General features: G+C 42.8%; 12 protein-coding genes. 11 read left to right on the top strand and 1 reads right to left on the bottom strand.

Annotation, left to right across the window (positions count from 1 at the left end; genetic code table 11):
* Positions 1-467 precede the first annotated feature (467 nt).
* Genes AAFF35_RS22995 through AAFF35_RS22965 form a run of 7 tightly spaced genes read left to right on the top strand, consistent with a single transcriptional unit; the run spans position 468 to position 15,364 of the window.
* Positions 468-3,335, top strand: coding sequence for a SusC/RagA family TonB-linked outer membrane protein (locus AAFF35_RS22995; protein ID WP_342328902.1), 2,868 nt, complete (start codon positions 468-470; stop codon positions 3,333-3,335).
* A 17-nt stretch (positions 3,336-3,352) separates the two neighbouring features.
* The gene (locus AAFF35_RS22990; RefSeq protein WP_342328901.1) at positions 3,353-4,993 is read left to right on the top strand and encodes a RagB/SusD family nutrient uptake outer membrane protein; all 1,641 of its coding nucleotides are present in this window, start codon (positions 3,353-3,355) and stop codon (positions 4,991-4,993) included.
* A gap of 24 nt (positions 4,994-5,017) precedes the next feature.
* Positions 5,018-8,071 (top strand): TonB-dependent receptor, encoded by a 3,054-nt coding sequence (locus AAFF35_RS22985; protein ID WP_342328900.1) that lies wholly within the window; start codon positions 5,018-5,020, stop codon positions 8,069-8,071.
* 9 nt (positions 8,072-8,080) lie between these two features.
* The gene (locus AAFF35_RS22980) at positions 8,081-9,823 is read left to right on the top strand and encodes a RagB/SusD family nutrient uptake outer membrane protein (protein ID WP_342328899.1); all 1,743 of its coding nucleotides are present in this window, start codon (positions 8,081-8,083) and stop codon (positions 9,821-9,823) included.
* A 25-nt stretch (positions 9,824-9,848) separates the two neighbouring features.
* Positions 9,849-11,807 carry a heparinase II/III family protein gene (locus AAFF35_RS22975; protein ID WP_342328898.1) on the top strand — a complete coding sequence of 653 codons (1,959 nt, stop codon included), beginning with the start codon at positions 9,849-9,851 and terminating at the stop codon, positions 11,805-11,807.
* 30 nt (positions 11,808-11,837) lie between these two features.
* Entirely contained in the window at positions 11,838-13,277 is a 1,440-nt protein-coding gene (locus AAFF35_RS22970) for an alpha-L-fucosidase (protein WP_342328897.1), read from the top strand.
* 14 nt (positions 13,278-13,291) lie between these two features.
* The gene (locus AAFF35_RS22965) at positions 13,292-15,364 is read left to right on the top strand and encodes a glycoside hydrolase family 2 TIM barrel-domain containing protein (RefSeq protein WP_342328895.1); all 2,073 of its coding nucleotides are present in this window, start codon (positions 13,292-13,294) and stop codon (positions 15,362-15,364) included.
* 138 nt (positions 15,365-15,502) lie between these two features.
* On the opposite strand, the gene AAFF35_RS22960 is transcribed toward AAFF35_RS22965, so the two are convergent.
* A complete protein-coding gene (locus AAFF35_RS22960) occupies positions 15,503-16,444 on the bottom strand; it encodes an MBL fold metallo-hydrolase (protein ID WP_342328894.1) in 942 nt (313 codons plus the stop codon).
* Positions 16,445-16,624: 180 nt separating this feature from the next.
* Here AAFF35_RS22960 and AAFF35_RS22955 point away from each other — a divergent pair, with 180 nt between their 5' ends.
* The 4 genes from AAFF35_RS22955 (at position 16,625) to AAFF35_RS22940 (ending at position 21,823) form a co-directional block, all read left to right on the top strand.
* Complete coding sequence (locus AAFF35_RS22955) at positions 16,625-16,981, top strand: helix-turn-helix domain-containing protein (RefSeq protein WP_342328893.1); 357 nt, start codon at positions 16,625-16,627, stop codon at positions 16,979-16,981.
* A gap of 48 nt (positions 16,982-17,029) precedes the next feature.
* Entirely contained in the window at positions 17,030-17,809 is a 780-nt protein-coding gene (locus tag AAFF35_RS22950; protein WP_342328892.1) for a DNA-formamidopyrimidine glycosylase family protein, read from the top strand.
* An 8-nt stretch (positions 17,810-17,817) separates the two neighbouring features.
* Complete coding sequence (locus AAFF35_RS22945) at positions 17,818-18,339, top strand: CAP domain-containing protein (protein ID WP_342328891.1); 522 nt, start codon at positions 17,818-17,820, stop codon at positions 18,337-18,339.
* A gap of 322 nt (positions 18,340-18,661) precedes the next feature.
* A complete protein-coding gene (locus tag AAFF35_RS22940; protein WP_342328890.1) occupies positions 18,662-21,823 on the top strand; it encodes a SusC/RagA family TonB-linked outer membrane protein in 3,162 nt (1,053 codons plus the stop codon).
* Positions 21,824-21,828 lie beyond the last annotated feature (5 nt).

The following is a 21,828-nucleotide window of genomic DNA, read 5'->3' as shown; positions in this document are numbered from 1 at the left end:
GTTTTGCTGAGACGTGAATATCCGATTATTCATTCTCATTATTTGCAAAATATTGTTGAATTGTTTTTAAAGGCGTTTTTTTTTGATTTTTCTACCCATTCTTTTAGAATATTCATCTTTTAAAAAAGAATTATCCTACAGCTTTGGTACAGTCAAAAAACAAGTATTAGATCTTCCGATCGAAAACTCAATTCACCAACTAACCAAACCAAACTCAACCAAAACCTCCAAACCATGACACAAAATTACACCGTCCCCAAGTCCAGCGGCCTCCGGAAATCACCTGGCAGCTAAGCTATTGATCACCTCATTAAAGATCAGTTTTAGCAGCGTGCTGCTATAAAAATAATTATAAAACTACGGTTAGGTTGAAATGCCCTTCGATTGTTGTTTGGTCGCAACAACGGAGGGCTCGGTTTAACCGTGGCAATATCAAATGACCTCAACCAAAACTTAAAACCAGATATATGAGAGAAAAACTACGCGATTCATTTAGAAATTGGGGACTGGGGATGCTCTGCTTAACCGCATTGGGTCAACAGGCTGCATATGCCCAATCCCAGGACAGTACTTTCAATAAGAAAGCACTGAACGATTCTGCAAGAAAGGCAGTCAGGAGTTCTTATTCCTTTCAATTGCCCTCTGGCAAAATTCCCGTATGGTTTGGAACGCAACGCAAAGAACAACTGTTGCAATCTCAGGGAATAGTGAGTGGAAATGAACTGCTGAGCTTCCCTGTAGCACAGATTGAAGCAACTTTATATGGCAAGCTAGCCGGTTTGTACCTGGTTCAGCCATCGGCTAAGCCAGGAGAAGATGCAGCATCTATTTCCCTGAGAGGACGAAATCCATTGATCGTCGTGGATGGGGTACCCAGGAACCTGAACAGCATTAATCCGGAACAGATTGCTTCCGTTTCCGTTTTAAAAGATGCATTGGCGACTGCTGTTTATGGAATGAGAGGAGGCAATGGAGCAATCCTGATCGAGACCAAAAGAGGCGGTATTGCACCGAGGAAAATTTCTTTCACTGCCCAAACCGGAATCCAGAAACAATTGGATATCCCATCTTTTCTAAACGCAGGAGACTATGCGACACTTTTTAATGAAGCATTGACCAATGATGGAAAACAACCCATATACACAGCTGAAGCGATAGAGAAATACCGCAATGGCGCTGATCCGATCCTGTATCCGAACGTGGACTGGTACAACAGTATTCTAAAAAAGCAGGCCAGCCTGCAACGCTATAACCTGAACTTCTCGGGAGGAAACGAAAAAGCCCGCTATTTTGTGGATCTGGATTATCTGAATCAGGATGGTTTCTTTGTTTCTGATCCCAAAAGAAATACCTACGAAACAAATAACTCCTTTAAACGATATGGTTTCAGAACAAATATAGATGCAGATCTTACTAAAAATCTATTGCTTTCCCTGAATCTTTTCGGAAGAATCAGAAATGGAAATGAACCTGGAGCCATTGATGCCAGTTTATCAGGTATTACCGGTTCAGACCTGATTTACATAAACTTGCTGAGAACGCCAAATAATGCTTATCCGATGTTAAATCCGGATGGTTCTTTCGGAGGGAATCAGCAGTTCGTAAATAATTTATACGGGCAGGTGGTCGGATCAGGCTACAGACCAAGCTATAACCGTAACCTGGGTGTTGATCTGAGCCTGAAACAGAAGCTGGACGGATTGCTGGAAGGACTGTATGTTCAAGGAAAAGGATCTTTCAATACCTATTACTCTGAATTGATTAATAGGAGTAAATCTTTCGCAGTTTATCAATATACACCCAATCCGGGAGGAACAGCAGACATTGTTAAATTCGGTACAGACGGTTCGCAGAACAACGGTTCTTCGCAGGATGTAACGAACAGACAGATCTATACCGAGTTTCTGGCGGGATATAACCGGGCATTTGGGAACCATGAGCTGAATACTTCCCTGAACTATAACATGGATAGCTTTGTGAACGGCTCTGATCTGAGCATGGACAATTCTGCGCTTGCCGCAAGATTTCAGTATAACTATAGTAAAAAATATTTTCTGGAGCTGGCTTCTTCCTATATGGGAATGAATCGCTATCCGACCAATCATCAGTGGGGATTTTTTCCTGCGGCAGGTTTAGGATGGGACATGTCAAAGGAGGATTTTATGAAATCTTTCAAATCTTTAAACACCCTTAAATTAAGGGGAAGTTATGGACGTACTGCCGACAACAGCGGGGCTGGTAATTTCATTTATCAGCAATTCTATACAGCCGACAATACCGTTTACTTTGGCAGCCCGGCAACGGGTAACAGTTCTATTGTAGAAGCTGTTTTGGCCAATCCGAACATCACCTGGGAAATGGCCGATAAATTGAATGTTGGCCTTGATATTTCTGCATTTCAGCACAAACTTCAATTCTCTGCAGAATACTACCACAACGCCTACAGCGGCCTTTTGCAACAGCGAGGTACGAATGCGAGCACAGTTCTGGGAAACCTGAGACCTGATGAAAATATTGGGAAAAGAACGTATAGCGGAGTCGAATTAACCGCCGGCTACTATGGTAAAACAGGTAACATGAACTGGTTTGTAAATGGAAATGCCTCACTGAGCAAAAGCAGGGTCGACTATATGGACGAGGTAATCAGACCTTACGAATGGATGAAGAGAACAGGACTTCCGGTAGGACAGCCTTTTGGAATGGTCGCAGACGGTTTTTTTAACAATCAGGCAGAAATTGACCACAGTCCCAAAGTAGATGGATATAAGGCGGTACCTGGAGACATCAGGTATAAGGACCTGAACGGAGATGGGGTGATTAATGTTTTTGATGAGCAGGCGATAGGAAGCACCAAACCATTGATCTTTTACGGATTAACCGCAGGTTTTAATTATAAAGGATTTGAGTTCTCTATGGTATGGAATGGCGTAGCCAATAGAAATGTTTTTGTGAACGGAGCTGGAACGTATGAATTTCAATCTGTGGGAATTGGAGGTTCCGGACAAGCTTTTGCCCATCACCTGGACCGTTGGACACCTGCAACTGCAGCTACCGCAACTTACCCGCGTTTAACGGTAGGAAACAATATTAACAACCAAAGGAATTCTTCTTTCTGGTTGAAGAATGGGAGCTATCTGCGCCTGAAAAATGTAGAGTTCGCTTATTCTTTACCGCAGCGCTGGATCAGCTTTGTAAAACTGGACCGTGCGAGAATTTTTGTTAATGGCAGCAACCTGCTCACCATTACCCCGCTGGAAAGAGTAGATCCTGAAGTCGTAGCCTGGGACTATCCAAACCAACGCGTATTCAATTTTGGAATCAACCTACAATTTTAAACCTGAACCTTAAAGTAATGAAGCGTATAAAAAATATAATTACAGGACTGAGCCTGCTTGCCATCATAGTTTCCTGCTCCAAATCCCAGGAAAAAGAACCGCTGGAAAGAATCGGAGAAGACCTGGTCTTCGATAATATAGATAAGAATGCAGATTATGCGAAACAGTTTCTCAATGGCACCTATTTACAATTACCTGATGGATACAACAGGGTGCTGGGGAATTTTCTGGAGGTAGGGACTGACGATGCGGTCTCTTCAGAAGATGGCAGTTTAGTGGAGGGCTACAGGACAGGACTGGTTTCCGGACAAAATGTACCAGACAACCAATGGGCAAGGAATTATACCGGCATCCGCAGGGCGAATATGTTCCTGAGCAAAATCGATATTGTACCGGCTACCCCTGAACTGAAAATCCAGTGGAAAGCAGAAGCCCGTTTCCTTCGTGCTTACTTTTATTTTGAACTGGTAAAGAGATGGGGAGGAGTTCCCCTGATCGGCGATAAAATATTTGGCCTCAATGATAATGTCAATCTGAAAAGAAATACAGCGGATGAGTGTTATGATTATATCCTTTCGGAAATTGAAGCGGTAAAAGACCTTTTGCTGCCTGCAGCAGTCAGCGATCAGAATATCGGAAGAGCAAACAAGGGGGCTGCGCTGGCCTTAAAATCAAGGATATTACTCTATCGTGCAAGCCCGCTCTCCAATCCTAATGGAGATCCGCAACGCTGGCAAGCAGCAGCTGATGCGGCAAAAGACCTGATGCAATTGGGTAATTATTCATTGGGAACAGATTTTATTGCCTTGTTTAATGCTGTAAAGAACCCGGAAATCATTTTCATGAAAGAGCAGGGGCAAAGCCAGAATGTGGAAACGAATAATGGGCCGATTGGATACACTGTTGGTAATGGAACTACAAGTCCTACACAAAATCTGGTAGACGCTTTTCCAATGAAAAATGGCAAAATGCCAATGGAAGCAGGCTCGGCATACGATGCTGCAAATCCATACGCAGGCAGAGATCCCAGATTTGCGGCGACAATTATGTTCAATACTACGAAATGGCTGAACAGGCCTGTAGAAACATTCAATGGTGGATTAGACCGCCCGGGAGGAAGCAGGATCCAGACCAAAACGGGGTATTACCTGCGTAAATTCATGGGTAAATTCGAAAGTTCGGGTAGTTATAGCAACCAGAATCATCATGTTATGCTGTTTCGCTATGCAGAGATCTTATTGAATTATGCAGAGGCAGTGAATGAGGTCAACGGTCCGGTTGCGGAGGTGATGAATGCCATCACCGCCATTAGAAAAAGAGCAGGAATTAATGCAGGAACAGATGCGAGGTATGGCATTGCTGCAGAGATCTCGAAAGATCAGATGCGTAGCCTGATCAGAAATGAACGTCGTGTGGAAATGGCTTTTGAGGAACAAAGATTCTGGGACATCAGAAGATGGAAAATTGCAGAGCAGGTGCTCAATACGCCATTAAAAGGAGTGAACATTGTTAAAAATGTAGACGGGACTTTTAGTTATACGATCCTGGATATTGCTCCTGCAGTTTTCGATGCTTCGAAAAACTATCTTTTTCCGATTCCTTATTCGGAAATCCAGACCAATCCAAACATGATTCAAAATCCAGGATACACTTATTAATTCCTCCAAACAAACACAGAAATAATGAGAAAAATAATTCTTATATGCTTTATGCTATGCCTGGGCACGGTGGCATTTGCGCAACAGATCGTATTGAGCGGCAGGGTAACCGATAAAGATGGCGGGCCTATTCCAGGTGCTACAATTACTGAAGCGGGAAATGAAAAAAACGGAACATTCAGTAATAACAACGGTGATTTTAGCCTAAAAATGACCGGAAGGCAAATTAAAGTAAGCAGCATCGGTTATGAAGTACAAATCATCAGTATCGGAAGTAAACATTCCATTGTCGTAACCCTGTTGGATAACAATTCCCAGATGAATGAAGTGGTGGTAGTCGGCTTTGCCAAACAAAAGAAAATTACCAATACCGGCTCGATTTCGACAATTAGTGGAAAGGAACTGCGTCAGAGTCCTGCGGCAAGTATCCAGAACTCATTGGCCGGAAGATTACCCGGATTGTTCCAGCAACAAACCAGTGGACAACCGGGAAAAGATGCCGCTAATATCTATATCCGTGGGGTGAGCTCATTTGCGGGAAATAGCAGTACGCCACTGGTTATCGTTGATGATGTGGAATTTCAGTATGCCCAGCTGAATCAGATTGATCCGAATGAGGTGGAAAGCATTTCCATCCTTAAGGATGCAGCTACAACGGCGATTTATGGAATCAAGGGGGCCAATGGGGTAATTGTAATTACCACGAGAAGAGGAAAAGAAGGCCCTGCAGTCATTACTTTCAGGACAGAAGCTGGTGTGCAGATGCCTACCATTTTAAGAAAGTCATTGAATTCTTACCAGTCTTTGCAATTGCTGAAAGAACAGGCGGTTAATTCCGGACAGGATCCTAACATCGCCTATCCTGGTCTGGTAAGCGATGAAGCTCTGGAGCATTTTCGCCTGGGCGACGACCCGTTCCGGTATCCGAATGTAAACTGGTATGATGAAGTGATGAAGAAAACTGCGGTGCAACTGCGTAATAATATTGACATCAGTGGAGGAACAAACAGCCTTCGTTATTTCATTTCTGCCGGGTCTATTTATCAAAACGGGATCCTTAAAGACGTAAAGCGAAAAGAAGATTTTGATAACAATTACTTTTTAAAAAGATACAATATCCGTTCTAACGTTGATTTGGATGTCAACAAAAACCTAAGCCTGAAATTAGATCTTTCTACACGTTTCAGTGAAATCAATGAGCCTAATTTACCGGATCCGATGGCAGGGGGAGCACTTCCTTTCTGGCGTAGAATCTCAAGCGGACTACTCGGTCCATGGGTGTATCCGGTACGTAATGCCGACGGAAGTTATGGTGGAGTGAGGGGTGGTTCACTGAATCCGGTTGGTGCCCTGGAATATGGTGGTTACAAACGGAATTACAGCAATGACCTGAACCTGAATTTGAGCGCTACCCATAAACTGAATTTCATCACCGAAGGCCTGTCTCTGAAAGGAGTGTTGGCTTACACGAATAAATCTGAGTTCAACAGAGCGCTTACCCGCGGTCGTTTCCCGGTGTATACGCTGATTCCGGGAACAGAGACCCTGGATCCGGTATATCCTGAATTGTTGAGGATTGAACCCTTGGTTCGGAGTAATGGAGAATATGAGTCCCCTTTCAGAAAGCTGAATTTTCAGGCCATTCTGGATTACAACAGACAGTTCGGGCAACATAATGTATATGGTTTATTGTTAACGAACCGTACAGGTGACATTAAAGGTTCTAATGCACCGGGTAACTTTCAGGGTTATGCCGCAAGGTTGGGCTATAACTTTAAATCGCGCTATTTAATTGAGTTCAATGCAGGCTATAATGGTTCAGATCGCTTTAAAGCGAAAAATCGTTTTGGCTTGTTTCCGGCCATCTCCGGAGGATGGAATATCAGTGAAGAATCTTTCTTTAGGGACAATATAAAATTGATCAATTACCTGAAAATCAGAGGTTCTTATGGTACGGTGGGAAGTGACGTGGTAGAAGGAAACAGGTACTTGTACAATGAGGTTTATACCGTGGCCTCTGGTGGCTACTATTTTGGAGAAAGCCCTACGGGACAGCCAAGAGTAACGCCGGGAACATTGGGAAACAACGATGTGCGATGGGAAAAAGAGCGTAAAGCAAATATCGGGGTCGACATGAAGTTGTTCAATAGCAAACTTGAAATTACTGCAGACTATTTTGACCACCTGAGATATGATATCCTGACCAATCGGGAAACGGTACCCGGATATACGGGTTTAAGCCTTCCGCCAGTGAACCTGGGCAGGGTAAGTAACAAAGGCTTTGAACTGGAAGTCAATCACCGTAACGCGGTAAATGACCATTTTCAGTATTTCATCCGTGCCAATGCTTCCTTTGCAAGAAATAAAATTCTTTTCAGGGATGAACCTGATGCAGTGGCTGCAAACCTTAAAAAAACCGGACGTCCTGTGGGCCAGTTGTTCGGCTATGTCTCAGAAGGGTTCTATTATGATGAGGCAGATATCACAAACAGTCCGAAGGTGTTAGGAAAGACCGTGATGCCGGGCGACCTGAAATATAAGGATGTGAACGGCGATGGAATCATCGACGGAAAAGACATTACTGCCATTGGCAAACCAGAGACTCCGGAGCTGACTTATGGTTTCTCCGCTGGATTTAGCTATAAGGATTTCGACTTCTCTTTCCTTTTACAGGGAGCGGCAAGAAGCAGCATCAGTTCCAATACCTTACTTCAGATCGGAAATGTCAATGGCATACCCGCCGCTATCCATTTGAAACGCTGGACTCCGGAAACAAAAGATACCGCAGAATATCCCCGTTTGGGAGGCGTAAGTTTTGATGCTTCTACATTTTGGCTGAGACCAGCCGATTATCTCCGCCTCAAAAATGTGGAGTTGGGGTATCACCTGCCGAAGCCTTTTACACAGAAACTGAGGTTGAAAGATGTTAGATTTTATGCGAACGGACTCAACCTGCTCACTTTTAATAAATTGAAAATTTATGATGTGGATCCGGAATCTAAAAGAGGAAGTGTGGAAGCCTATCAGAATTATCCTCAGATGAAGATTGTCAATTTTGGATTACAAGTAACTTTTTAAGAAGAAACCATGAAAAAATTAGTTAAATATATCATGATCACTGCAAGTTTAGGACTTGCAGTGTGGACTGCGGGATGTAAAAAAGCATCGGATAAAAGTTTCCTGGATCCTACGGATGTAGGACAAATCAATGAAGAAACCGTTTTTGCAGATAGTGCTTTGAGTATTCAGTTTTTGAATTCTGTATATGGAGACCTACATAGAACTTATTTCATGCAAAACGGTAATAACGGAGGCGGAATCTGGGCCTTTTCAGATGCTTCTGATGACGGGGAAGCACGCTGGTCGAGTGGCTTTTCTCAAGGATTTAATCGCGCAAACGTGGCAGGAGGGGCGGATAACAGTTTTAGTCTAAGTACCTGGAACAGTTGTTATGCGATGATCAGAAGGGTAAATGTTTTTCTGGATAACATTGAGCGTGCGCCACTTTCTGCCGCAAAAAAGACGAGGTTAAAAGCTGAATCCAGATTCTTAAGGGCTTATTCCTATTTTCATCTGCTGAGAACATTTGGCGGTGTTCCACTTCTTGGGGATAAAAAATATAACCTTAAGGACGACTTCCTGTTGCCGAGAAACAGCTTTGCTGAAAACGTAGACTATATAGAGAAAGAACTCAATGAAGTCGCTGTCCTATTGCCTTTGGAACATCTTCCGGAGGATTTTGGCAGACCTACAAAAGGGGCAGCATTAGCCGTAAAAGCAAAGTTGTTGCTGACCGCTGCAAGTCCGCTTTTTAATGAAAGTAATCCCAATTCCGGACCAGTTAAAGCACTTCTTGGTTATGAAGCGTACGATGCAAACCGTTGGAAAAAGGCAGCTGATGCGGCTAAAGAGGTGATGAATCTTGGTTTTTACAGACTGGTGGAAGACAATGCTACAGCACCTGGATATGGATATTATGACATGGGAATCCAGCGTAAAAATTCCGAATACATCTTCCAGATCATGATGAATACCGGACGCTTTTACGAACAGTATTTGTTACCTGCTTCCCGTGGCGGACAAAACTACGGAAACCCAACCCAGCAATTGGTAGACGATTATGCGATGAGCAATGGGAAACTCATCACTGAACAGGGATCAGGATATGTGGCCACAAGTCCATATTTGAACCGTGATCCGAGGTTCTATTATACGGTTATTTATAACCAGGCGCTTTGGCTGGATAGAACCAGCTTAACGAAAAAACCGGTAGATCTTTATGCACTGGCACCTGGAGATGGGATGGGTACTGCGGCTTATAATACGGTTACCGGATACCTTTGGAGAAGATTCTGTAATGAGAATGCCGGAGGCAACTATGGGGTAACGAGCCAGATCGGACTGGTAGTTTCCAGATATGCGGATATCCTGTTGGAATTTGCGGAAGCAACAAATGAATTTCAGGGGCCAACGGCAGAAGTATATGATGCGGTGGAAGCAGTCCGTAAACGTGCAGGTCTGGTTCCCTTTGCCATCAACAGAGGGATGAGTAAAGAAGAAATACGTACGGTAATCCGACATGAAAGACGAATTGAGTTCGCTGCTGAAGAAGGACACCGTCTTTTTGATATCTTTAGATGGAAGACTGCCGAAACCCTGCTAAATGGGCCAATGGATGGAATGAGGTGGACAAAAACGGATGGTACCTTTACCGGAAACAGGATCACATTTGAGACAAGGATATTTAACAGTCCTCAGATGTATTACCATCCGATTCCGCTGAGGGAGATCAATAAAAACAATTTGTTCATTCAAAACCCAGGGTGGTAAACGTATAAAAATGATAGATATAATTATGGAAACTCAAACAATAGCAGGGAATAAAAGTAGTTTAAAGCTCGGGAAATGGATGTCATTTGCGCTGCTGATGTTGAGTTTCCATTTAGGACAGGCACAGAAAGAAACCTCCCGAAACTGGCTGATTGCTGAATTTAACAAAGGCGTCGATTTTAATCAGATCGGGGAATGGAGAAAAGAACAGCAATTGCAAACTTTTCAAAAGATTGATGCCTTGCCGGAGCAGGTAAAATCAGCATTCCTAAAACGTGCGGAGCAAGCGAATACGTATGTCTGGCCTTCTTTACCTGCCAGCCTTTACCTGGATTATAAACATACCGGAACGAGGACAAACTACGAGCAATTGCAATCGGAAAGGCGACGGAAGTTGTCAAACCTCGTCATCGGGGAGCTGATTGAAAGAAAAGGACGCTTTATCCCTCAATTGGTCAATGGCCTTTGGCTGGTATTGGAGGAAAGTACCTGGGTTGCTCCGGCACATATCGTGGTACAAAAGGAAGGTGCAGATCTTCCTAATCCTGAGGAAGGATATATCGACCTGAATGCCGGTCGTACGGCAGTAACGGTAGCCATGATTTATCATTTGCTCGCTCCGGAGCTGGGAGCTTATTCGAAAGTGATCAACAAACGGATCTTGTCTGAACTGGACAAAAGAATTTTTCAGCCTTATATGAAATACAATCATTTCTGGTGGATGGGATTCAAAGGTAATGCGGTAAACAACTGGAATGCCTGGGTGAATACCAATTGTATGCATACCGCTTTACTGGCGATGCAAAGTCCGGATTCCCTGAACAGGTTTACAGAGAAAATTATGCGCAGTACCGATAATTTTCTGAATCAGTATCCCCTGGATGGAGGCTGTGATGAAGGCCCGGGTTATTGGGGAGAAGCGGGAGGAAAACTGATCAGATTGTTAACCTTATTGAATAGTGCTACTAAGGGGCAGCTCAACTGGGAGGATAAACCCTTGATTCATGAGATGGGCAATTACATTTATAAGATGCACATCGCCGATGATTATATGGTGAATTTTGCCGATGCTACAGCACGTTCTACCCCGGATTTTGAAAGCATTTATCAATTTGGAACGCTGTTTAATGATTCGGTTTTAAAGCAATTTGCTGCTTTTCAGTTTAAACAGGAACATCAGGAACTTCCATCCGGAGATGTAACGGATTTTGTGCAGTCGGTAGCCATTTATGCTGACTTATTGAAAATCCCCGCAATTGCAGCTTATCCAAAGGTTTCCTTACTTCCACAATTGCAGGTCCTGACGATGAGGTCAGAAACCGGAAGCAGCAAAGGAATGTTTGTGGCGATAAAAGGGGGCAACAATGCCGAAAGTCATAACCACAACGATATTGGTAATTTTATCATATACATGGATGGAAAGCCTGCAATTATTGATGTGGGGGTGGGGACTTATACCAGCAAGACATTTAGTAAACAACGTTATGAGCTGTGGAACCTGCAGTCTCAATGGCACAACTGCCCGGTCATCAACGGCATTCCACAGTCGGACGGAAAAAAATATGCAGCTAAAGATTTTACCTATTCCCATGAACGGGACCAGGAAAGCCTGCATTTAGATCTGGCTGCGGCTTATCCCGAAAACGCTGAAGTTAAACAATGGAAACGTAAGCTGGACTTCTATCCGGCAAAAGAAAGCTTAACCTTAACAGAATCTTATCAGCTGAAAAAATTCCAGCAAGCTTCGGTCTTAAATTTTATGACCGCAGTGCCGGTACAACAAAGCCCGGGAGAATTGACTTTCGGCAGAACAGGCCTGGCCCTGAAATACGACCCCTCGAAATTTGAGGTAAAGATCGTAGAGAAATTGCTCGATGATCAGCGGCTTAAAAATAGCTGGGGCGAGAAAGTATATCGGGTGGAACTCCGGCTAAAAAGTAAATCATTAAAGGATCAGGTTGTCCTTAAATTCTATAAAAAATAATATCAGCCCATACCAACACACAAAGAAACAATGAAACGATTGATGATTGCCGCATTTGGACTTTCAGTTCTGATGAATTTACAGCCACTCTCTGCACAGCAGAACGGCAAAAACGAAAAAATAACCTTACTGCATGGCACGCATAGAGTAGGAAAACGAACGGATGCAACCATGGAGAAATGGAGGGGCTATGGCCTTGGTCAGTTTATCCATTGGGGCCTGTACGCGATCCCGGGCGGAGCCTGGAACGGAAAACAATACAATGGTGCCGCAGAATGGATCAGGTCCTGGAATGGAATTCCTAAATCTACTTATGATTCCCTGAACTATAGTTTTAATCCAACTGCATTTGATGCCAAAGCATGGGCAAAAACAGCCAAACAAATGGGGGCAAGATATGTGACTTTTACCACCAAACACCATGATGGCTTTTGTTTATGGCCAAGTAAATACACGAAATATACCATAAAGAATTCCCCTTATAAAAAGGACATCGTAAAGGCCGTAGTGGATGCTTATGATCAGGAAGGAATCGATGTGATCCTGTATTTTTCTGTGATGGACTGGAACCATCCGGATTGGCGTTATGACCTGAAAACCAAAGAAGACAGCATTGCTTTTGAACGCTTTAAAAAATTCACCCGCAACCAGCTGATCGAATTGCTGACCAATTATCCGACGGTTAAAGGCCTGTGGTTTGATGGTACCTGGGATAAATCATGGGTGAAACAAGCTGCTTTTGCGGACGAACTGGAAACGGAAATGCGTCAGCTTCGTCCTGGTCTCATCATTGGCAGCAGGTTCAGGGCAGACGAGAATGGAAAACGTCATTTTGATTCCAATGGCGTGTTGATGGGCGATTACGAACAGGGATGGGAAAGAAAAATACCCGCCAAAATAGAAGATGTCCATGGCAATGACTGGGATTGTGTGATGACGGTTCCTGAAAATCAATGGGGATACAACGCGGCCTGGAACGGACACATTAAAACCGGGATGGAGCTGATAGAAATGACGGCCAGGTGTGTTTCATTGGGTGGCAATTTTGTGCTCAACTTCGGCCCCAAAGGAGATGGGGCTATCCGCCAGGAAGAAATCAAACTGGCAGAGGAGATTGGTGATTGGATGAAAATTAATCAGGAAGCGATCTACAATTGCGAATATGCAGGCTTCGATAAACAGGATTGGGGTTATTTTACCAGGAAAACCGGTACAGATAAGGTTTATATGGTCGTGTTTAATGTGCCGCTATCTGGCGCTTTAAGAATAAAGACTCCCCAAAAAGTGGGCATCAAAAAAGCATATATGCTGGCGGATGCACAGGAAAGCTTTGCTCCGGAAGAGATCAGTGCCGATGAGTATTTCCTGCATCTGAAAAAAACTACACCTACAAAACCATTTGTGATCGTTCTGGAAACCCTAAAAGCAGGACGGGACAGTGGTACTAAATACGAGAAAGCTAAAATTTAAAACGAGATACAGATATGATGATAAAACGCGGGAGATCTCTGTTGGTATTGGCAGCATCCATGATGCTTTTTCATACCACAGCCAGGTCACAGACGAAGGTGAAAGAAGCGGCAAGACAGGTTATTGCCATAAATAACGATTGGCAGTTTAAAAAAGATCCAAACCGGAGAGATGCGGCCCTGGCAGATTTGAAATGGAAAAATATAAGTATTCCTCATACCTGGAACGATAAGGATATCCAGTCTGGAAATGGTTTTTATGCCGGAGATGCTACTTATAGAAAAGAACTGCAGGTCGATACCAATTGGAAAGGAAAGCGGATATTTATCCGTTTTGAAGGGGTAGGATCGGAATCCCGCCTGTATGTAAACGAACGATTTATCGGAGAACATAAAGGATCTTATGCTGCTTTTGCCTTTGACATTTCCTACGCATTGAAATATGGACAGAAAAATAAAATTGAAGTCCGGGTAAACAACCAGGAACGGGAAGATATCATCCCAATTAATAACCGCCTTTTCCCAATCTATGGAGGGATCTATCGGCCGGTCTCCTTGATTGTAACCAATAAAGTAAACATCGCAGTAACTGATTTCGCATCACCTGGAATCTACATTAGTCAGAAAAATATCTCTGCTAAATCCGCAGATATTCAATTGAAAGTGAAGATGGAGAATAAATCAGACAAAGCGGCTGCGTTAACCTTATCTGCAAAAATTTATGATGCTGCAGGTAAACTGCTGAAGGAAGAAAATACCCCGATCAATGTATCTACACAGGGAGAACAAATCTTTAGCCAGCAGCTGAACCTGACAAATCCACATTTATGGAATGGAATTAAAGATCCTTACCTCTATAAGCTTGTGGCCAGGGTTCTGGATGGAAATGAGGTGCTGGATGAGGTTAGTCAGCCTTTAGGGATTCGTAAATTTGAAATGAAACCTGGTAAAGGTTTTTTTCTGAACGATGAGCCTTACCGCTTGCTTGGCGTATGTCGCCATCAGGATAAACAGGATGAGGGAAATGCCTTATCCAACGAACAACATCTGGCTGATTTAAAGGATATCCGGGAAATGGGCACTACTTCCATCCGCTTTGCGCATTATCAGCAATCAGAATATCTTTATTCGAAATGCGATAGCATGGGCTTTGTGATCTGGGCCGAAATCCCTTTTGTAAATGCCGTTTCGGGAAAAGAAGCCGCAAATGCGCAACATCAGCTTAGAGAACTGATCCGTCAGAATTATAACCATCCCTCGATCTATGTATGGGGGCTTCACAATGAAGTATATGGAAAAACACCAGACGATTATACCGCAGTATTGACCCGGGATCTGGATGATATCGCAAAAACGGAAGATCCGGACCGTTATACCGTGAGTGTAAGTGGTTATGGAGAGATGGACCGCCCTACAAATCTGAATGCGGATATTCAGGGAATGAACCGCTATTATGGTTGGTATGAAGGTCATATTGGTGATCTGGAACAATGGGTTTCAGGATTGGAGAAGAAATACCCGGACAACAGACTGGTGCTTTCAGAATATGGGGTAGAAGCAAATATTGATCAGCAGGAAGAACTGAGCAGAGATACGGGTAATCCATCAGGACAGTTCTGGCCGGAAGCTTATCAGCAGAAGTTCCATGAAATCCAATGGGGAATCATTGAAAAACATCCCTATATCGCAGCTTCCTATGTCTGGAATATGTTCGACTTCGCTGTGCCTCCTGCAAATGGAGGAGGTGTGCCGGCAAGAAATATGAAAGGCTTGATTACCTATGATAGAAAAGTGAAGAAAGATGCCTTTTATTGGTATAAAGCAAATTGGAATCCAGAGCCTATGGTATACATCGCAGGCAGAAGGAACAATAAAAGAGTTAATGCTTTAACGACAGTAACGGTTTACTCCAATACAGGAATGCCTGAGCTAATGGTGAACGGTAAAAAAATAACGGGTGCTAAAAAAGGCAATACTGCTGTTCATTATGTCTTTGAAAAGGTTAAACTTCAAAAAGGAAAGAATAATATCGAAGCAATTGCCAATAAGAAGGAGATCAGCGACCGGGTAGAGTGGAGCTTAAAATAAGCGTAACATGTTCGATCACAACCGTTAACGGTTGTGATCGAACATGACCTTACTTACTTCCCTTTCAGTGCAGAAAAGCGTTCGCCAATAACGCTCAGCTGCTGTAGGTTTTTGATTTTTTATAGCTAATGGTTAAAATCATTGATAGCTATAAGAGATCGGGATCCATACATAGCCTGTCCCTTCTGCCCGGATATGTCCTATTCCAGGAAAAGAAATGTGGTCACTGGCAATCCAGTACCCTTTCTCAGCCGCTTCAGCATAAGCTTTTTTACGTTGCAATACTGCAGCTACCGGATCTACATCAAAAAGAATGGCTACCCCCGGATCTGAAAACTGAACTTCAGCGACATGCATAATGTCACCCCAGAACATCATCTTTTCTCCCTTGTTTTCTAAAGAGAAAAAACTATGACCTGGAGTATGACCCGGTGTTGCTATTGGCAGGAGTCCCGGGAATATTTCCTGATCGTAGTTAAAGGTAACCACCTTACCCGCTTTTAAATAAGGGTCAACCTTCAGATGGGCTTCATCAAAGAATGGGGCTAATCTCCTGGCTGCTTTTTCTTTCTGACCTTTCCCCAGCCAGAAATCAACCTCAGCCTTGCTGATATAGATCTTGGCGTTCGGAAAAACCATATGGTTTCCATCCATTAATCCTCCCGTATGATCGGTATGAATGTGCGTGATCAGGACCATGTCAATATCCTCTGGTTGGTAACCTGCAGCCCGGATACTATTGGGAAGGAAGCCTAAGGATGGGCCATAGAGTTCGCTGGTTCCTGCATCAATAAGGATTAGTTTTGAACCGGTATTGATGAGGTAGGCATTAATGGAAGCCTCAGGTTTAGTAATGTGATTTTTTGCCAGTAATTTTTCGACCTGCCCTTCAGCAGTATTCAACAAGATATCTTTAATGGGAAGCGGAAGTGTTCCATCTGATAACGCAATGATCTCATAATCTCCAAACTTCATCCGGTAATAACCAGCTTGTGCTTTCTCCGCTTTTTTAACGGTTTGAGCGATAATTGGCTGACTAAACAGCAGGATAGAGAGCAGGCATTTAAATAAGTTTTTCATGTTTTTTGTGTAAATTATAAATAGACATTTCCGGAAGAAATGCCTTGCAAAACTAGACCCGGCCCGGATTCCCTACAAGTACGTACTTACGAATCATATAGAGGGAAATTTACCCCAATTGGCTTGATCAGGTCTTGGGGCAGGAATAATTCGTATTTTTGAAATGGTAAAAGAATGCTTATGTATGAGAGAAAAATTCCGAAAACATTAGACTGTGGGATATCGGTGATCATGGAGGTTATCGGTGGTAAATGGAAAACCTGTCTGATTTATAACATTAGTAATGGCTTGAGGAGACCTGGAGAATTACAAAAGCACAATCCCAGTGCAAGTAGAAGAGTGCTAAACCAACAATTAAAAGAACTGGAAGAGCATAAGATTGTTCGTCGCGTCATATATGCAGAATTGCCGCCGAGAGTAGAATACTTTTTGACGGAATTTGGAGAATCATTACTTCCTGTAGTCCGTTTAATGGAAAAATGGGGCGATGAGAATAAAGAACTGGTGGTGGACCTGCTGACGGCAGGTAACGATTAAAACTTTAAATCCTTTAAATTGTTCTACTCCCACATTAACCCTTAAACTATGCCGGAATTACCAGATTTAGAAGTCTTCAGTGCAAATCTTGATGAGCGTCTCGCAGGAAAAAAGCTGAACACTGTACAAGTACCCAATGATAAAAAGTTAAACGTTTCCAGTGATGAACTAAGAGCTGCACTCTCAGGGCAAAAACTGAAATCAGTGAGCCGTTCGGGTAAGGAGCTACATTTCAACTTTGAAAAAGGAGATGTACTGGCCTTGCACCTCATGTTGCGCGGGCAGCTTCATTTTTTTGAAGAGAGCCATGTGATCAAGTCTCCCGTCATCGAACTCTTTTTTGAGGGTGGAACAGGACTGGTGATGTCTGATTTTCAGAAGATCGCAACGCCAACGTTAAACCCACCGCCGGCAGATGCCCCCGATGCGCTGGATAAAAGTGTTAACTCAGATTTCTTTAGCAAAGAATTCAAAGGAAAAAAGGCTGCAGTAAAGGCCATTCTGTTAGATCAGAACAAGATCCGGGGAATTGGAAATGCATATGCCGATGAGATCTTATGGAAAGCCGGGATTTCCCCCTTTTCTATTGCGGGAAAGATTCCTGAAGCAAAATTGAAAGATTTACATCAGGCCATTGTAGAAGTCTTAAATGATGCGATCTTGCAGATTAGAAAAGCACATCCCGGAAGCATTACAGGAGAGTTTAGGGATTTTCTGAAAGTACATACGCAGAAACAAACCAAAAGCCCTACAGGAGGGGAGATCATCATTAAAAAAGCAGGTGCAAGGAAGACGTATTATACAGACGAACAGGAACTTTTTAGCTAATCCGGGCAATGAAAAAATTACTAATCCTTCCGCTGTTTCTACTGGTTTGCCTGCTTTCGAACTGCAAGAAGTCTAATTCTTCCGCTGAGGGTACCGATCAACCTAATTCGCAGAACAACAATGTCGCTACAAACCTTAACAATACACTGATGTTACAGGCGGTGAATGCAATCAGGGCAACGGGTTGCGATTGTAGCGGGGAAAAGATGCCTGCGGTTCCTGCATTGACCTGGAACGATCAGCTGGCATTGGCTGCAAAATTACATTCCGAAGATATGGTGAAGAACAATTTCTTTGACCATGTGAACAAAGAGGGGAAATCGCCCGGCGACCGCATAAAAGCAGCCGGTTATACCTACAGGTTTTACGCGGAAAATATAGCCATCATCAATACAGATGAAAAAGGTGTTGTTGCCTACTGGCTGACCAGTCAGGGGCACTGCAAGAACATCATGGACAGCAGAGCAAAGGAAATCGGCGTTGCCCGGACAAATAACTCCTGGACGATGGACCTGGCTGCAAAATTATAAAATCAACAATTTTCTGGTATATAGGGAAACCTATTCATTGATCTTTTGAAGATGAAATGGATAGGTTTCTTAATATACACATAATATTCAGTTGTTTATAAATACTAAATAAACGATGTGTGTTTAATTTGTGTTAATCCATTTTATTCTGAATTATTGGTGTAGTTAATTATTGTACAATTAGTTATGTGATTTTTGGTTAAATCCTTTCTTGAGATTATATTTTAAAAGTTTAGCATTACTTAACATTGTTTTTACAAATACTATTCTATATTTGTATAAATACTAAACATAAGTCTAGCCAAATTAAACTTTTGAACATATGAAATCTTTCTACACAGCAAAAAGAGCCTGCCTGCTGACGATGTTAGTTTGGCTGTTGGCGTTAAGCGCGACTTACGCACAAAGTACGGTCACCGGAACAGTTACCGACGAAAACAATCAACCGATGCCTGGCGTATCCATCAAGGTAAAGGGAAGGAAGAACGGTGGTACCACCAACACCGACGGGAAATTTAATTTAGCAGTACCGGCAAATGCAACTTTAGTATTTAGTTTTATCGGCTATCAGCCAAAAGAAATTGCAATTGGTACGCAAGCTCAGATCGACGTGAAACTTGAACCCAATCAGGCCAACTTAAATGAGGTGGTAGTCACCGCCCTGGGAATTAAAAAAGAGAAAAAGCGATTGGGTTATGCGGTTCAGGAGGTGAAAGGAGACGCTTTGCAGAAAGCCATTTCCCCAAATGTGGTGGAATCCCTGACAGGGAAAGTCGCCGGTCTGACGGTAACCAACAGCAGTGATTTCTTTTCTGATCCTAAATTGTATTTAAGAGGTAAAAAACCCTTAATCGTAATTGATGGTGTGCCAAGTACCACCACAGATATGTGGAACATCAGTTCTGATGATATTGAAAACATTTCCGTTTTAAAAGGAGCTGCAGCTTCTGCTTTATATGGCTCCTTAGGATTGAATGGTGCCGTACAGATCAGTCTTAAAAACAGCAGTAACGCCGCTAAAGGAACGAGTATGTCGTTCAATTCTTCTACCACCTTTCAGGGTGGATTCATCAGGATCCCTAAGGCACAAACACAATATGGTCCCGGTGATGCAGGTGAGTATGCGTTTGGTACCGGAGGTCCCGGAGGCGGAGGAATAAATGACTTCGATTATTCCATATGGGGGCCCAAATTTGATGGCCGGCTATTGCCGCAATATGATTCACCAATCGATGCGGCGACAGGAAAAAGAATCCCTACACCATGGCTTTCCAGAGGAGAAGATAACCTGGGGAACTTTATGGAAACCGGACTGGTGACCTCAAATAATTTCTCCCTGCAAAGCAGAGGTGAAAGCGGTGGTGTTACCCTTTCCGATACCTATAAATATTCAAAAGCATCGGTACCCGGCGCTAAACTAAATATCAATACTTTCCGCTTAAATGGAAATTTAAACTTATCAGATAAACTGTCTGTAGATGGATCATTACAACATACTTACGAGTATGCCAGTAATCTGCCGAGAAATAATTATGGACCACATTCACCCATTTATAACCTGAGTATCTGGGGTGGAGCTCATTTTGACATCAGAGATTTTAAAGATTATTGGGTTCCGGGTAAAGAAGGCATTAAACAACGCTTTGTGGAGAACTGGAGGTACAATAATCCATATATGCTGGCCAATGAGTGGAAAAGGCCATATACTAAAAACGATGTCCTGGGTTTCCTGAAATTGAACTACAAAATCAGTGATAAATTTGATGCTCATGTCAGGACGAGTTTAAATACCTATTCCTTGACCAAGGATGAAGAGATTTCTATGGATATCTATGACTATGACATCTCTGATCGTGGGGGTAGATACAGGCATAATGAATTTGGAATGCTGGAGTCAAATACGGACTTCCTCCTTAAATATCATGATAACTTTTTCAATGATAATTTTAATGTGAACGCTACCCTCGGTGGAAATCAACTCTATAAAAGCAACAGAGAAGCACATGCTGCTACCACTAAACTGATTGTTCCGGGGATCTTTAAACTGGACAACTCGACAGATAAAGTTTTGCCTACGAGCTATAAAGATGAAAAAGGAATTTACAGTGCTTATTCCTCTATTGACCTGGCCTACAAAAATCAGATCTTCCTGGGCATGACCGGAAGGGTGGATAAATCATCTACCTTGCCTGCAAAAAATTCTACCTTCTTTTACCCTTCCTTATCTTTAAGTGCAGTGGTTAGCGATATGCTTCATTTACCAAAGGCGGTTAGTTTCTTAAAACTGAGAGCTGCTTATGCGAAAGTAGGTAGTGACAAAATTGGAGAAGATAACGATGTATATAATGCCCGGAATTCTTATACTACCGGTAGTAGAAACAGAAATCTTCCTGTGGCGTATTATCCGGGTATTATCGATAATCCAAACCTGAAACCAGAGTTTAATACGACTTATGAATATGGAGTAGAAGCAAGATTCCTGAACGATAGATTGGGCTTTGACTTCTCTTATTATAGTAATAATTATGGGCCTCAGATCTTTAGGCAGATTTTTTCTCAAACCTCCGGATATACGGGAATCAGGTTGAATGGAAGGACCACACAAAGAAGAGGTTTTGATTTCTCTTTCAATGCCACTCCGGTTAGAACCGATGATTTCTCCTGGATAGCCCTGATCAATGTCGATGGGGGGAAAGATTACCTGAAATCTTTGCCAGCGCTTGCAGATGGAAGTCCGCAGCTAAAAGAAGGAAGAACGCCTGTTGGCGGGCGACTGGATGATTATTGGTATTCGGATTGGGAAAAATCTCCGGATGGAAAGCTCATTATGAATGCGGACGGATTGCCGAGGATTACCGACTATGATGTGAATATCGGAAATCAAAAAACAAGTTTCTCTGTGAGTATGAACAATACATTCAGCTATAAAAATATCTCTCTTTCCTTTTTAGTGGATGGTAGATTTGGTGGAATTACCTACGATAGATTTGAACGGGACCTTTGGAGATCAGGCTCTCATCCTGATGCCATTGCGCCCGAAAGAGAACTCTCGAACATTGCTTATGCAAATGGCACTGATCCCAGAACAATGCTCATCCCCGGGGTAAAAATTGTAAGCGGAGAGGCAAAGTATGATCCGGATGGAAAAATGCTTTCAGATACCAGGGTCTTTGCGCCAAATGATTATAAAGTAGATTATCAGACCTGGGCAAAACAATACATGGCGGCATGGCAAAACAATGTGATTGATAAGACTTTTATCAAGCTGAGAGAGGTCGTACTGACCTATAATGTACCAGCCGCAGTCCTGAAAAACAAGTTTTTAAAGGGGGCTTCTCTGTCCTTTGTTGGCCGGAATTTATATTACTGGACTAAAGACAAAACTTTCGGCGACCTCGATACTTACAGCATGAGTACCGGAGATACGGATCTGCAGCAACCTGCACAAAGAACATACGGTTTCAATATCAATCTTAAATTTTAATACGA

The organism is Pedobacter sp. FW305-3-2-15-E-R2A2 (assembly GCF_038446955.1).
Classification (GTDB): Bacteria; Bacteroidota; Bacteroidia; order Sphingobacteriales; family Sphingobacteriaceae; genus Pedobacter.
The sequence above is the reverse complement of the archived record's forward strand: the minus strand, read 5'-3'. Positions and strand labels throughout refer to the sequence as shown.